This window comes from Pseudomonas sp. GW821-FHT03C07, from assembly GCF_059420925.1.
In genome coordinates, this window is sequence record NZ_JBWKUQ010000008.1 from 161,145 (window position 1) to 175,994 (window position 14,850).

Sequence of the window (14,850 nt, forward strand, 5' to 3'; positions counted from 1 at the left end):
CTCATGTCCAGGCGCTACAAGGGCGATGCAGGATGAGACGGGGGCGAGCCTTCCAGCAACGCATCCACCACCGCCCGAGCGACTTCCACCGAATGCAGCATGCCCCAGAACAGCGCCCGTTCGACGGGGTTGGTATGCAGGCTGATTTCGTCGCCATTGAGTTCAGCCGTTTCGAGCAGTCGCGAGACGTAGGTCAGGGACGTCAGAGATTTTACGCAGGTATACCGCTTTGCCGGCTGCGCTAGGTGCTTTGCGAGTGAGAGGCAGATTGGGGGTAATGTTATTTGTCATTGTTAGGCTCCTTAAGCAGCCGCTTTTGCGACGCTGTGTGCCTATTCACAACCGGGCTGCGAACCCCGTATCGCTGAGTTTTCAGCGACAGGAAAACTGTAGCTTATTACTGGCGGTGCGGGCGATATCCCTCATGCGCAGAAGTGCGTGGGAAATATGAGGTTTTTTGGTGGGATGCTTCATCTGCTAGCAACGGGTGGGAGAGCATGGTGTCGGATTGGTAAATTTGTGAGTTTTCAGAAATAAGTACGCGACGGAGATCAATGGCTAGATTGCATAAAAACGCAATATCTTTCAGGGTCTCGGTCGCATACTGATCTTATAGTTACTAAAAATATCATTCAGTAATGGCGGCTGGAATGGCTAGCTTAGCCCAGCTTGCTGCGCGCCTGCTGCCTGCCAATGCGGCGAGCGCAGCTTCATCAGGTGCCCCTTTTTTGGTGAATTTCAACGGCGCCAGCACGTACAGCATGACTTTGTCCTCATCGGGTATTGGTTCGTTCGAGGAGTCTTTGTTCCAAACTTTATCAACAGTGACCAATGCATCAATATCTGCTGGCCACCCTAGGTCCGAATAGGCGGGGTCAGTTCGCCGAATGAGCTGCCCTTCTTTCAATGAGCCGTTTTCAAGCGTTTCGTTTGCCAGTCGAGACAACATTTGAGTAGGAAATGCCCACGTGCTGTCGGTGTTGAGGCCAGAGCGGGTCAACGGCCAATCCCCGGGCAAACAGAAAAAAAGCTCTGTCCTGGGAGACTGGTTGAACAGTCCGACAGTAAACAACAGCTTGAATTTATTCTTGCTGTCGATGCAGCTGATACGCAGATCAACGTTTTTTATAGTCGTTACGGGGCTTACTTGAGCGGGCAGAACCCAGCCGGCGGTGTTGTGAACAAAACTGACAATGGCGCCACCATATTCGCTCCCAGGCTCGCGGATAACGTCCATCACGCTCACGGCGCCGTTATCTTTCAGGATCGATGCAATACCTGGAAAATCCCAGCTATTGGCGATGTCCAGAGGCGTGGTGTTGAGCCTGCTGTGGAGCCGGTTGATATCGGCGCCCCGCTTGACCAGAAATTCGACCACTGCCTGATGCCCGGAAACAACAGCCTCTATGAGAGGTGTTGTGACACTTGTCGGCCAACCGTCGATTCTCGCTCCCGCATCGAGCAACCATTTGCATGCTTCCAAATGGCCGTTGCGCGCCGCACCGGATAGCGGTGTGGTATCGCCTGAGCTGGTGGCAGGGGTATCCAGGGCGATACCCATGGTGACCAATAACTCACAGATGTCTATGTGGCCGCTTTCTGCCGCCAAATGCAGCAGGGTTTCGTGTCCCGGTAGCCCATACAAGGGGAGACCAAGCAGGTCTGGATGCTTTTCCAGTGTCGCTTTGACCGCAGATGTTTTGCCTGCCTCTATGGCGGCATGCAGCTTGGAGATGACCGCTATATTGTTTTCATAAATCTTTTCCGAGTCATCCATTTAGAATGTCCCTCCCGTCATTTGCATGCCCATTCTTTTCAGTGCGCTCTCAATGCTTGGGGTTCCGCCGCTGTCAGCCTTCTGAAGAATCTCGAAAACTTTTTTCGCACTCGCAACAGAGTGGTTGCCCCCACCATTCTGTGCCCATGTGAAGTTTCTCGGGTCATCGTTCAGCCCGATTTTGTGTTTTGCCAATATTTTTTGCGCGCCGGTGATGTACTGCTGGTTTTGTGCTTTCCAGGTGCGGGGGGCTTTCTCTCGGACGATGTGATGGTAATGGGGTTTGACCATTCCTTTTGGTGCAGGGCCCATTGCTTTCTTTTGTGCCGAACTCAGGCGACAGACTTCCCATCCCCACGGATCCACCCATCCCGACGGATTCGGTGCGTACTGGTAAAGATTGAACCCACCCATCAACCCAATCGGATCCGGCGTGGTAAACCGCCCCACATCCGGATCATAAAACCGGAACGTGTTGTAGTGCAGCCCCGTCTCCCGGTCCAGGTACTGACCCTGGAATCGCAGGTTCTGTTCCTCGATGTAGTACGGCTCACGTATCTCTTCAAGGGTGTTGCCCCAGACCTGATACCGCGCCTGCCACACCGTGGCGCCATCGGCTTCGGTCAATTGCTCGGGTAGGCCATTGAGGTCGTTGTGGTAGTAACGAACCTTCTGCAACTCCCCGCTACCATCGACCCTCGCCAACGGTTCATAGCCGTTATCGGCATACAGATACAGGCTGGTCTGGCTATTGCGGTGTTCCTGCAACAAGCGCAGGCCATCCCAGGTAAAGTGCGTTTCGCCCAGCGGATAGCCGTTGTTGTCGTGCTCGGTCTTGCCGATACGCCGCCCCAGCGGATCGTAGGTCATGCGCACAACGGTTTCCCGTGCACCGTCCTGATTGCGTACCTCGATCAACCGGTGTTCGGCGTCATAGGCAAAACGCTGCACCCGATGACTGCCGCTACGCTTCTCGATCATCCGCCCAAACCCATCGTAGCGATAACGCTTGCCCTGATAGGTCAGCAGTTTGTTGTGCACCACCAGCCCAGCACTGGCTGATGGGCCGTCCAACAGGTTTGCAGCGGCATCGTAGGCGAAGGTTTCGCTTTGGCCCTGCACGCTGTCCTGGCTGGCGATGATCCGACCCGTCGCGTCGTAGTGCAGCAACTGGCGTTGGTCACCACGGGGCTGGCGGTCGAGGCGGCCGATCAGGTTGTCGCTGGGGTCGTAGTCGAAATGCTTCTGCGCTGGGGCCGGCAGTGCTGATGGCTGGTTGGACGGGCGGCGCAAGCGCGAGCGCAAACGTCCAACACGGTCGTATTCACTACGGGTGCTGAGCTGGCCCTGGGTCCGCAATACCTCGCGGTGCAGACGGTCGCGCTCGAAATCGCTGATCACCCGACCGTCCAGGTTGATCTGGTGCAGATGCCCGCTGCCGTAGTACAGCCGATTGAGCCAACGGCCATCCGGCAACTGCGTCTGGAGCAGATTGCCCAGTTCATCGTAGTGATGCCGCAGGCTGCCCGCCGCGCTCTGTTCCTCCAGCAACTGGCCCAGGGCGTCGTAGGCGAAGCCGAGATTTTGTGCCTGGCCGTCGTGGTCGGTAAAGGTGATGGCGGTGAGTTGGTCCAGCGGATTGTAGGCATACTCGGTGCGGCCATCGTCGGTGACCTTGGCGATCAGCCGACCCACCGCATCGCGTTCCAACCGATGAACGATGGGCGCTACCGGCGCTGATGGAACCAGCGCCAGGCCACTGCCAAATGGTGCCGCAACGTATTCCACACGGGTGGCGTTATCCAGCACGTCATAGGCATAACACCGGGCACTGCCGTCGAGATCGCGTTGTTCGGTAAGGCGGTCGCCGGCGTCCCAGGCAAAGCGATAGCTCTCGCCGTTTTCATTGGTCAGCGCCTGCAAACGCCCATAGGCGTCATAGCTGAACTGCACCTGCCGGCCATGGGCATCGACGCGCTGGCGCACCTGGCCGCGACGGTCGTACTGATAGCCGGTGCTGTGCCCGGCCGGATCGACATATCCCGTCAGTTGGCCGCTGCCATCGCGCAGGTACTGTTCGACGCGACCGTCCGGCAACTGGCTCTGCAACAGGCGACCCTGGGCATCGTGCTGGTAGGTCACGCGCTCGCCGAGGGCATCGGTGACGGCCTGCAGGTGACCGCGCCGGTCGTAGCTGAAGGTGGTCGGCGATCCCGAGCAATCCACATGGCGAATCAACTGCCCGAGGTCGTTCCACTGCAAGGTTTTGCTTTTACCCGTGGCGTCGATGATCTCCACCACCTGGCCCTGGGCGTCGAAGCGGTATTGGGTAACCCGCCCCAGCGGATCGGTTTCGTGGGTGCAGTTGCCGCGTGGGTCGTAGCGGTATTGCCAGCTGTTGCCCGCCGCGTCGGTCTCCACCAGCGGCAACGACCAATGCTCCAGCCACAAGGTCGACTCGCTGCGCCCCAGTGGATCGACGCTGACGCTGAGGTTGCCCGCTTCGTCGTAGCTGAATTGATGCTGCCCGCCCTGGGGATCGGTGGCGCCGAGCAACTGGCGTTCGTCGTTCCACTCGAAGTGCCAGGTGTGGCCGAGGTTGTCGGTGTATTCGGTGATCTGCTGCTGGGGGTTCCAACGACGGCTACTCACCCGCTTCAACCCATCTGTGACACGGGTGATGCCGGCCTTCAGGTCATAGTCGAAGACATATTTGTCACCGTCATCGGTCCAGTGCCGGACCACCCGCCATTCAAGGTTCTCGACCAGCGCCCACTGATAGAAACAGCGCAACCCCGTGGGCAACTGGTGCTCGACCATCCGCCGCCCGTTATCGTAGGCGAAGCGCCGTTGCACCTGGCCCAGGCTGTCGCGCACTTCGGCCAGGTCGCCGATGCTGTCGTAGTCATAGCTGACCAGCACCTCGCGCTGTTGATCGGGGTACAGCCGTTCGATCTGGCTGACCCGCCGGGGCCACTGGGCGCTGTAGATCAGGTCCAGCTGCACCAGATCGAAGGTGTCACGCAGCCGGATCAGCCGACCAGACTCGTCGTAGTCGAGATAGAGGCGGTTGTCGTTACGGTCGCCCAACTGGCTCAGGCGCAGGCTCGAAGGATCGGCCAGGGTCGGTTCGAACAAGCGATACAAACCGTCATCGCTCTCGATCAACAGTTGCCCGTTGCCGTTGCGCCGCACGGCCAGGCCTTCTCCCGGACTGAACACCGCGCCGCCCAAGGGGATGGAACCCATGTCGATACGCCGGGCCTGTTCGTCGGTGTAGAGCAGCCGTTCACCGCCTTCGGGATGCGCTTCGATACGCACACCGATTTCATAAGGCAGGCTCCAGCCCGTGCCGAGCAAGCTGTCGCGACGCTCATCGCGGCTGTTGTAGAAACGCTGCCAGTCGATGGGCAGGATACCGGGCAGGACAAAGTCCAGCTCGTCCGCGCCACCGAGTACCTTGGCGCCGGTGGCGGCATGCACCGGATTCGGCGAGCCGGCGATGGCGTTGGTCAGCGCACCGATGGCCTGGCTGGTGACGAAGGAGTTGACCCCGGCCAACAGCATGCATGGCAGGTTGCTGAGGAACTTGCCCTTGCTGCCCTTGAGCATCAGCAGCGCGGTGATCGCCAGGCCGACGCCGGGCGTCTTGCCGCTGCGGATCTCGCGTACTACCACCGAACCGCCGCCAATGGTCACGTTGGGCGAGATCAGTCCGGCTGAAACCACACTGGCATCGCAGGTGCTGCGGTCCCCGCTGCGCACGGCGGGCTGGCCGTTGATGCTGACCTTCTCCGAACCCTCGGCGAGAAACTGCGGCGGCATCGGCGGATGCTTCATGCAGGTGACCAGATCCAGCGGTTTGGGCACCGCACCGGGTGCCGGAGTTGCCACCGTGGGCCGCCACATCTGCGAGAAAAAGCCCTTGGCCATATCGAGGAAACCCGGCTCCGCAGCCTCGGCGGGAGCGGCTTCTTCGCTCTCGGGCGTGCCCGCCAGGGCAACATGCGACGGCACAGCCCCGGCAGCGCGGGCGGCGGGGATCGAGTTGATCAGGGTGTTGCTGGAGCCGCTGAGGATATTGGCCTGCACCGTGGGCGGGAAAAGGCTGTTGCCGATGTCCTCGCACATCTTGCTCAGGCCCTTGTCGGCGCCGGTCTTGCTCATCGCCACGCCGACGATGACCCCGACCACCGCGCCCAGCACACAGGCTCCCAGCCCGCCAGTCGCGATGGTGATCCCGGTGGCGGCGACCACGGCAGCGGTGGCCAGTGCGGTGATTGCCACATTGGCCGCCACCTCCAGTACGCCGCCGAGGATATCGGCCATCATCGAGGTATGGGACAGTCCATCGCCCAGCCGGGCGGCCCACAGTGCGTCAGACATGCATGGCGCCCGTCACACCACCCGGTCGAACTGCAGCGATTGCTTGATCGTCGCCCAATGCGCGGCTTCGGCATCCCCCAGCTTGTCGGCCTTGACGTAGCTCAGGGCGAGCATCTTGCGGGTGCCCGGCAACACCAGCGCGAGCTGGTACTGGAAGACCTTCTCCGCACCCTTGCTGAACTGGCTGCGCAACTCGATGCCTTCCACTGACTGATCCGCGCCCAGGCGCACGGCCTGGCCCGGCTGGTAGCGCAGTTCCTGGACCTGCTGTTCCAGGCGCTTGAGCTGGGCGTCGAAGTTGCTTTGCAGGGTTTCGCCGTCGGCCAGCTGGCTGCGGCTGACGATCAGCGAAGTCCCCAGCTGCGGGAACTTGAGGATATTGATCGAGGCGTCCAGCAGCTCGCTCTCGGGCAAGGCGAACTGGAATTCATTGAGGCGGTAAGTCATGGCTCGCGGATCTCATTATTTGGGCTTGGGGAACATCGCCTCGACGCTGGCGTCGATGCTGCCTTTGACGCCTTGGCCTTCGGGCGACGCGCCGGGGCCGCCACCGTTGTTCAGATGCAGGGTGCCGCCGGTGTTGAACTCGGCATCGCCCGAGGCATGAAAGCTGATCTGCACGCCGCTGAGGTTGATCTGGCCGCTGGCATTCAGCTCCAGCACGCTTTCACCGCAGACCAGGCGCAGGTTTTCGCCGACCTCGATGACGTAGCTCTGGCTGATGCTGTCGGTCTTTTTGCGGCCGACCACCAGGATGTCGTCGTCCTTGACCGCGCGCAGGCGCATCGAGCCGATGCTTACTGTCTCGTTGTGGCCCACGCTTTTGTTGCGGTCGTGGCCCACCGAGTGACTCTCGTCGACCTCGACCACGATGTCCTGGTTGCGCTCGGCATGAATGTACAGCTGCTCGGCGCCTTTCTTGTCTTCCATGCGGATTTCGTTGAAGTTGGCCGGTGTGCCGCCCTTGCTCGAACGGCTTTTCATGCCGCTCTGGGTCGCATTCGCGGGCAGGTCGTAAGGCACCGTCTGTTCGGCGTTGTAGACCCGGCCGGTGATGATCGGCCGGTCGGGGTCGCCTTCGAGGAAGCTGACGATGACTTCCTGGCCGATCCGTGGGATCTGCATTGAACCCCAGTTCTTGCCGGCCCAGGCCTGCGACACGCGAATCCAGCAGGAGCTGTTTTCGTTGGACTGGTCGTGGCGGTCCCAGTGGAAGTGCACCTTGACCCGGCCGAATTGGTCGGTCCAGATTTCCTCGCCGGCCGGGCCCACCACCACGGCGGTCTGCGGCCCTTTGACGGTGGGTCGCGCGGTATTCGCCAGCGGGCGGAAGCTCTGTTGCGCGTCGATGCAGCTCAGGCTGCTTTCGAACTGCGCGCCGGCCGCTGTCGCGCCGGACTCCAGGTTTTCCTGGGCAATGTAGTAACGCGCGCCGACGATCAGGTATTCGCGGTTCTGGTCCTGGCGACCGAAGCCGGTCAGGCTGAACAGGTGCCCGGAACCCAGGCCGCGGGCGTTGCCGTTGAGCTCGACGCGCTCATGCAGGCTCTGGATCGCTTCGATGCGGGTGCGCGCGTAGTGCTCGCCGTCCTGGCTCTGCACGTAGGTGCCGGGGTAGTCGTACAGCGGATAGTCGCCGGCGGTGTGCGGGCGTGGCATCGCCGAACGCACGTCGATCCGCGCGCTGGGGCGCTGGAAGTCGTAGTCGTTGAGTTCCAGGGAGCCGGGTTGGACTTCCTGGGCCAGGTGCCAACCGTTGAGGTGATCGCGTTCGCGATGCTGGCCGTCCGGCGGGTAGTAGGGCAGGGATTCGTAGCCCGGGGCGCTGTGGTGGGCACCGTAGGCGTCGGCCAGGACCAGTACGTGGCGGTCCTTTTCATGACGGAAGTAGTAGTAGATGCCTTCCTGTTCCATCAGCCGGCTGACGAAGTCGAAGCTGCTTTCGCGGTATTGAACGCAGTATTCCCACTCGCGATAGGGCTGGCTGAGGGCGTCTTCGAAGTCGGAGAAGCCGAGGTCGCGGAACACCTGCTTGATGATCTGCGGGATGCTCTGGTGCTGGAAGATCCGACAATCGGAGGTGCGGGTCAGCAGCCAGAGCCAGGGCCGCAGGGTCACCGAATAGCTGGCGAACTGGCCCTGGCTGACGTTCTGGCTACAGCGCGCGACGATGCCGTGGAAGTAGCGCTGGCCGCCCTGGACCTGCAACGACAGGCTCATGGGCTTGCCCAGCAACTGGTTGAGGTCCAGGGCGCCGTCGTTGGAGGTCAGGTGCAATTCGTAGTCGAACAGCCGCCCCAGCTCCTCGCCGCCACCGAAGTCCTTGAGCAGCAGGACATCCGGCCCGAGGGGGCTGTTGATCTGGGCCAGGCGGGTGGCTTGTGTGAATAGCATTGGTTATCTCTGGGTATTGTGGTGTTCGGGCGGGCCTCTTCGCGGGCAAGCTCCGCTCCCACAGTGTCTGTGTCGTTCCCACATTTTGTGTACGATCGAGGACCTGTGGGAGCGGAGCTTGCCCGCGAAGGCGTCGGCTCAGGCGCCCGCGTCGCTGAATTGGTAATGCAGCTCGTTATCCCGCTCACTGATCCGCACCCCCGCCAGCGCCTTGCCTTCGAGCATGCGCGTGAGGAATTCGCGGCTCATGTCCGGCAGCAGGCTGTTGGTCAGGATGGTGTCGATCATCCGTCCGCCGCTTTCGGTCTCGGTGCAGCGCGAAACGATCAGGTCCACCACCCCGTCGTCGAAATCGAAGGCCACCTTGTGGGTGCTTTCCACGCGTTTCTTGATCCGGCCCAACTGCAAGCGGGTGATCGCCTTGAGCATGGTGTCGCTCAGCGGGTAGTACGGAATGGTCACCAGCCGCCCCAGCAACGCCGGCGGGAAAATCTCCAGCAATGGCTGGCGCAAGGCCTTGGCGATCTCCTCCGGGTCCGGCACGTTGCCGGCGTCCTTGCACAGGTGCGAAATCAGCTCGGTACCGGCGTTGGTGGTGAGCAGGATCAGGGTGTTCTTGAAGTCGATCACCCGGCCTTCGCCGTCCTCCATCACGCCCTTGTCGAAGACCTGGAAGAAGATCTCGTGCACGTCCGGGTGGGCCTTTTCCACCTCGTCCAGCAACACCACGCTGTAAGGCTTGCGCCGCACGGCTTCAGTCAGCACGCCACCTTCGCCATAACCGACATAGCCGGGCGGTGCGCCTTTGAGCGTCGAAACGGTATGAGCTTCCTGGAACTCGCTCATATTGATGGTGATGACGTTCTGCTCGCCGCCGTACATGGCTTCGGCCAGGGCCAGGGCGGTTTCGGTCTTGCCCACGCCCGAGGTTCCGGCGAGCATGAACACGCCGATCGGCTTGCTCGGGTTGTCGAGGCCGGCGCGGGAGGTCTGGATACGCTTGGCGATCATCCGCAGCGCATGGTCCTGGCCGATGATGCGTTTTTGCAGGTGCTGATCGAGGTTGAGCACGGTTTCCAGTTCGTTGCGGGCCATGCGGCCCACCGGAATGCCGGTCCAGTCGGCGACCACCGAGGCCACCGCCTGGTAGTCCACGGTCGGCAGGATCAACGGGGTTTCACCTTGCAGGGCACTGAGGCGTTGTTGCAGGTCGACCAGTTTTTCCCGCAGCGCGTGGCCCAGTTCGATATCGCTGTCCACCACGCCGGCGCTTGCGCGCAGCTCGGCGCGGGTGGCGAGCAGTTCGTCCACCAGGGCTTTCTCATCGGCCCAGCGCACTTCCAGCTCGGCCAGGCGCTCGCGTTCGGCGTTCAACAGGTTTTCGCTGTTGCTGCGGCGGGGGCCGGTATCGACGCCAATGGCATGTTCGCGGGCAATGATCTGCAACTCGATTTCCAGCGCTTCGATACGTCGACGGCTGTCATCCACTTCAGCGGGCACCGCATGCAGGCTGATGGCGACCCGGGCACAGGCGGTGTCCAGCAGGCTGACGGATTTGTCCGGCAACTGGCGCGCCGGAATATAGCGGTGCGACAGCTTCACCGAAGCCTCCAGCGCTTCGTCGAGGATCTGCACCTGGTGGTGTTTTTCCATGGTCGAGGCGACGCCACGCATCATCAGCAGGGCCTTGTCTTCCGATGGCTCGGCGACCTGCACCACCTGGAAACGGCGGGTCAGGGCCGGGTCTTTCTCGATGTGCTTCTTGTACTCGGCCCAGGTGGTCGCGGCCACGGTGCGCAAGGTGCCGCGCGCCAGCGCCGGTTTCAGCAGGTTGGCCGCGTCACCAGTACCGGCGGCGCCACCGGCACCGACCAGGGTGTGGGCTTCGTCGATAAACAGGATGATCGGCTTGGGCGAGGCCTGGACGTCTTCGATGACCTGGCGCAGGCGCTGTTCGAACTCGCCCTTCATGCTTGCGCCGGCTTGCAGCAGGCCGACATCAAGGCTGCGCAGTTCGACATCTTTCAAGGCCGGCGGCACGTCACCGGCAACGATGCGCAGGGCGAAACCTTCGACCACGGCGGTCTTGCCGACGCCGGCCTCGCCAGTAAGGATCGGGTTGTTCTGGCGGCGGCGCATCAGGATATCCACCAGTTGGCGGATCTCTTCATCGCGCCCGACGATCGGGTCGAGCTTGCCGCTACGGGCCTGTTCGGTCAGGTCCACGGTGAAACGCTTGAGGGCTTCCTGCTTGCCCATGGCGCTGGGGGCCATGGCGCCGCTGGCTTCGCCCGGCACGGCAGCGGAGGTGAAGCCGTCGCTGGCGCCGAGGTGATTTTCCGGCGAGTCGCCGACGTATTCGTCGAAGCGCTCGCTCAAGGCCTCGACCTTGATCTTGTCGAACTCCGCCGACAGCGCCAGCAGGGCATGGCGCAGGCTCGGAGTCTTGAGGATACCGAGGATCAGGTAGCCGGTGCGCACCTGGCTTTCGCCGAACATCAGGCTGCCGTAGACCCAGCCGCGCTCCACGGCTTCTTCGACGTGGGACGACAGGTCGGTGATCGAGGTCGAACCACGCGGCAGGCGGTCCAGCGCGTCGGTCAGGTCGCGGGCCAGGCGCGCTGGCTCGAGATTGAACTGGCGGATCAGGCGGTGCAGGTCGGAGTCCTGCAATTGCAGCAACTGATGCAGCCAGTGGCTCAGCTCCACATACGGATTGCCCCGCAGTTTGCAGAACACCGTGGCGGCTTCGATGGCCTTGTAGGCAACGCTGTTGAGTTTGCCGAATAACGCGGCGCGACTGATTTCACCCATGCTCCGGGCTCCTTGAATGGTGGGCCGAGGTGGCCTGATCGGCGTAGTGCCGGGCCAGGATCAGGTCCTTGGCGTCTTCTTGGGGTTGGCCGAGCCAGGTGTTGAAACCCAGGCGGAATTGGCCGTTGAGTTGCAGCTTGGGCACTTGCGGTTGTTCCAGGACCAGGTTCAGGTCCCAATCCAGCTCGTGCCCCAGGTATTCGGCGACCCAGGCCACCAGGTGGCGGAAGGGTTCACCGTCGGGCAGCAGGCCCATGTAGTCGGCCAGCTTGAGCGGGCCGACGCGGATGCGGAATTTGTGCTGGCGGTCCCAGACATGCCGGCCCAGGCAGAAGTCGACACCCAACTGATTCGCGCTGACACCGACGCGGCTGCGCTCCGGCAGGTGCAGCCATTGGCCGACGTATTCCTCGATCTGCACCGGCAGCCCGAAATACTCCTGGAGGATGGCACGCAGGCCGTCCGGGTAGCGGGTCTGGGCGGCGAGGTGGCCGCTGAAATGCAGCTTGGCGGTGTCCGGGATCAGCCCCTGTTTCAGCAGGCTGGGCATGCCCCGGCCACTCAGGGCGGCGAGCCGCGCGGACCAGTAGTCGTCGTCCGGGCGGTCATGGCTGACGGTCGGCCGCGCCTCGGCCCAGGCCCGATAGAACAGGCTTAGCAGGCGATGGTGGAACACATCGAGGAAACGCTTGCTGGTGCTGTCGGCGTTGTTGCGCTGGCGCTCGCGCATGTACTCGGTCAGGTGCAGCGGCAACGGGCCGTTGGGCCCGCCGAGGCCGAAGAAGAACTGCTCCAGCCGGGCCGGCGTGGTGTCACTGGCCGGGGTCATGGAGGCCAACGTGGCCGGGGCGAAGGCACAGTCAAGCTGCTGGCCGAGGCGCAACGGGTCGTCGGCCAGGCGCTGGGAATGACCGAAGCGCGGCAGCTGCGGCGATTCGCACTCGATACGGCGCAATGCCTGGAAGAAATCGTACTCCCAGGGTTCGGCCTGCATCGCTGTGAGCGTGCTCACAGGGTCGGACGGCGTCCGGGCTTGGCTTTCCATCGCATGATCTCGCCGCGTTCGGTGGTACGGATCACCGTCTCGGTAAAACTGTTGATCGACACATAGCGTGCCAGGAAGCGTTCGAACACCGCGCCGAGGAGAAACACCCCGGTGCCGCGAAACGCGTTTTCATCGAATTCCAGGGTGATCTCCAGGCCACGGCCGAAGACGATCGGCCCGGGCATCGGCAGGCGCCGGGTGCAGGGCTTGCTGCTGACCTCGCGCAGGCCCTCGATTTGCAATTGCAGGGCGGCGTCGTTGCTTTCGCCATACAGGCGCAGCAGTTCGCGCAGAGCGGCGGCACCCTGGCCGGCTTCACTCAGCGACAGGTAGTTCAGTGACAGTTGGCTGATCAGGCGCCAGGCCTGGTTGTCGTGGGCATGGCTGGCCTTTGGGCGGCTGGGCCCGGCCAGGCAGCGGATCGCCGAGACCGGGGCGCTGTCGGCCAGGGTGAAGTCGCTCTTGCCGCTGCCGACGTTCATGAACAGCGGCAGGTCGCGGTTGGTGCACAGCGCGCTGACGCCCAGTTGGCGCAGGTCGTGACCGTAGGGCGCCTGGCGGTTGTCCACCAGGCTGATGAAGGTTTCACTGCCGACGTAGGTCGAGCGGGTGCCTTTGCGTCGTTGTTCGCTGGACAGCACCCGCGGTTCGCGGCGCAGGCTGTAGTAGGCCTGGTCACGACCGTAGCGGGACGGATCGCGCACGGCATAGAACGGCAGGAACGGCTGGTCGGGCCCGGTGCCGTGGCCGGTGACGGCGGTCAGCGAGTGGATCTCGAAGTCCATGGGCCGGGTGCGGTCGGCGATCACATGGTGTTCATTGACCCGTTCGGATAGGTGGATACGGTCCACCCGACGCGGAAACAGGTTGATCGCCGGGGTGCAGAACGGCACGAACTGGGCGGCACCGACGCTGCTTTCCAGGCTCGGGTCGAAGCGCTCGAACAGCACGATCAGTTCCAACTCCTGGCCGGCGCAGCGTTTGACCGCGCGACCCAGTTCGGCGAATTCGACGAACAGGTAACGCTGGGGCAGGGCGAAGTATTCCTGCAGCAATCGATAACCCTGGAAGGCTTGGGCCACCACCGGCATCGCCGCTTCGCGGTCGTCGAAGCCACAGGCGCGCAGGGCATCGGCGGGCAGGCGTTCGACCCAGTCGCCGCCCGGGGCACGGGCGAACACCGCGCAGGCATTGCCCAGCAGTTGCTCGTAGAGGCGAAACGGTTGCTCGTCGGCACCGTTGAGGTACAGCGGCAGGCTGTCCAGTTCGAGCTGGTTGAACGGCAACTCGGCGCCGGTACGCAAGGTCAGGCGCAGGCCGGCCTTGGCTTTCGGCTCGCTGGCGGCCAGGCGCCCAAGCACCGCCGACGGGTTGCCGAAGTACTCGGCCTGGCTGACCTGCAATGGCCACAGCGTCACCGCATGGGCGCTGCGGTATTCGCAGGAGGTCTGGGTGTCCTTGCCCAGGGTGGCGCGCAATACGCTGTCGCGGGGCAGGGTGAAACCGCCAGCCAGGGAGCCTTCGTCCGGATCGGTCTGCAGTTGCACCACGGTCATCGATGGCGTTGGCGCCAGGTAATGCGGGTAGGCGATTTCCAGCAGGTTGTGGGTGAAGGTCGGGTACTCGGCATTGAGCTTGAGCTGGACCCGCGCGGTGAGGTAGGCGAAGCCTTCCAGCAGGCGCTCGACATAAGGGTCGGCGCAGTCGAGCCCGGACAGCGTCAGGCGCCCGGCGATCTTCGGATATTCCTTGGCGAACTCGGCGGCGCTTTCGCGCACGTGTTGCAGCTCCTGGTTGTACAGGTCGAGCAGGCGCGGGTTCATGAGCGTCTCCGTTGCTCGGCGGGGACCACGCGCACATGGCCGGATTCCAGATCGAGGTCGGTGCGCAGCAGCAGCGGCAATGAGGCCGGCAATGCCCAGAGATCGCCTTCGATCTCGAAGCTCAGGGCGTTGTGGTTCATCTCGCCGTGGGCGACCTGGGCCCGGACCCGCAGCGTATGGCTGAGGATGCGCGGTTCGAAGGTGGTGATGGCGGTGTGGATCAGGCCTTCGAGGGCGACCACATCGATGCTCGACGCACTGTTGCCCGCCAGCGCCGGCAGGCCGTAGTTGATCACCGAAGTGCCGGCCGGGGTGTGCAGGGTGGCGTCGGCGTCGAGCAGGCTGGTGCTGTTGAGCAGCCAGGTCAGGTCACGCAGCACTGAGGCCTTGAGTTGACTCAGGGACAGCACGCGCTTGTCGCTGCCTTCCTGGAGAGTGCCCGGCTCGTCGTCGGTCAGGCGGTCGAGCAGCGACGGCTGCAGGCGTTCGCGCAGGGTGAGGTCGCCCGGCACGTTGCTCATCGCGCGACGTCACAGGGGCTGGACACTGCGGGGCGGCAGCGCCACTGAACGGGAAACGAAGGCTTGGCCATGCTTGGACACCGGCAATGA

General features: G+C 62.9%; 8 protein-coding genes and 1 pseudogene. All 9 read right to left on the minus strand.

Going from position 1 to position 14,850, the window contains the following annotated elements; translation table 11 throughout:
• Window positions 1-14 precede the first annotated feature (14 nt).
• Window positions 15-200 (minus strand): annotated as a pseudogene (locus AC07VG_RS17620) (hypothetical protein); the annotation flags it as partial.
• A 428-nt stretch (window positions 201-628) separates the two neighbouring features.
• A complete protein-coding gene (locus AC07VG_RS17625; RefSeq protein ID WP_495000160.1) occupies window positions 629-1,777 on the minus strand; it encodes an ankyrin repeat domain-containing protein in 1,149 nt (382 codons plus the stop codon).
• Entirely contained in the window at window positions 1,778-6,163 is a 4,386-nt protein-coding gene (locus AC07VG_RS17630) for an RHS repeat-associated core domain-containing protein (RefSeq protein WP_495021611.1), read from the minus strand.
• 12 nt (window positions 6,164-6,175) lie between these two features.
• Window positions 6,176-6,610 carry a DcrB-related protein gene (locus tag AC07VG_RS17635; RefSeq protein ID WP_495000158.1) on the minus strand — a complete coding sequence of 145 codons (435 nt, stop codon included), beginning with the start codon at window positions 6,608-6,610 and terminating at the stop codon, window positions 6,176-6,178.
• Between the two features lie 15 nt (window positions 6,611-6,625).
• Complete coding sequence (locus AC07VG_RS17640; protein ID WP_495000157.1) at window positions 6,626-8,557, minus strand: type VI secretion system Vgr family protein; 1,932 nt, start codon at window positions 8,555-8,557, stop codon at window positions 6,626-6,628.
• Between the two features lie 138 nt (window positions 8,558-8,695).
• A complete protein-coding gene (tssH, locus tag AC07VG_RS17645) occupies window positions 8,696-11,371 on the minus strand; it encodes a type VI secretion system ATPase TssH (RefSeq protein WP_495021612.1) in 2,676 nt (891 codons plus the stop codon).
• Window positions 11,364-12,416, minus strand: a complete 1,053-nt coding sequence (gene tssG, locus AC07VG_RS17650; RefSeq protein ID WP_495000155.1) for a type VI secretion system baseplate subunit TssG — start codon at window positions 12,414-12,416, stop codon at window positions 11,364-11,366. Before tssG ends, tssH begins: the two co-directional genes overlap by 8 nt.
• Entirely contained in the window at window positions 12,380-14,239 is a 1,860-nt protein-coding gene (gene tssF / locus AC07VG_RS17655; protein ID WP_495000154.1) for a type VI secretion system baseplate subunit TssF, read from the minus strand. Before tssF ends, tssG begins: the two co-directional genes overlap by 37 nt.
• Window positions 14,236-14,760: a type VI secretion system baseplate subunit TssE gene (gene tssE / locus AC07VG_RS17660; RefSeq protein WP_495021613.1), complete on the minus strand. Its 525-nt coding sequence runs from the start codon at window positions 14,758-14,760 to the stop codon at window positions 14,236-14,238. Before tssE ends, tssF begins: the two co-directional genes overlap by 4 nt.
• Between the last annotated feature and the right edge of the window lie 90 nt (window positions 14,761-14,850).

Excerpts from the sequence above, each read along its gene's own strand:
- AC07VG_RS17625 (WP_495000160.1), bottom strand. The coding sequence starts at position 1,777 with ATGGATGACTCGGAAAAGATTTATGAAAACAATATAGCGGTCATCTCC.
- AC07VG_RS17630 (WP_495021611.1), bottom strand. The coding sequence starts at position 6,163 with ATGTCTGACGCACTGTGGGCCGCCCGGCTGGGCGATGGACTGTCCCAT.
- AC07VG_RS17635 (WP_495000158.1), bottom strand. The coding sequence starts at position 6,610 with ATGACTTACCGCCTCAATGAATTCCAGTTCGCCTTGCCCGAGAGCGAG.
- AC07VG_RS17640 (WP_495000157.1), bottom strand. The coding sequence starts at position 8,557 with ATGCTATTCACACAAGCCACCCGCCTGGCCCAGATCAACAGCCCCCTC.
- tssH (WP_495021612.1), bottom strand. The coding sequence starts at position 11,371 with ATGGGTGAAATCAGTCGCGCCGCGTTATTCGGCAAACTCAACAGCGTT.
- tssG (WP_495000155.1), bottom strand. The coding sequence starts at position 12,416 with ATGGAAAGCCAAGCCCGGACGCCGTCCGACCCTGTGAGCACGCTCACA.
- tssF (WP_495000154.1), bottom strand. The coding sequence starts at position 14,239 with ATGAACCCGCGCCTGCTCGACCTGTACAACCAGGAGCTGCAACACGTG.
- tssE (WP_495021613.1), bottom strand. The coding sequence starts at position 14,760 with ATGAGCAACGTGCCGGGCGACCTCACCCTGCGCGAACGCCTGCAGCCG.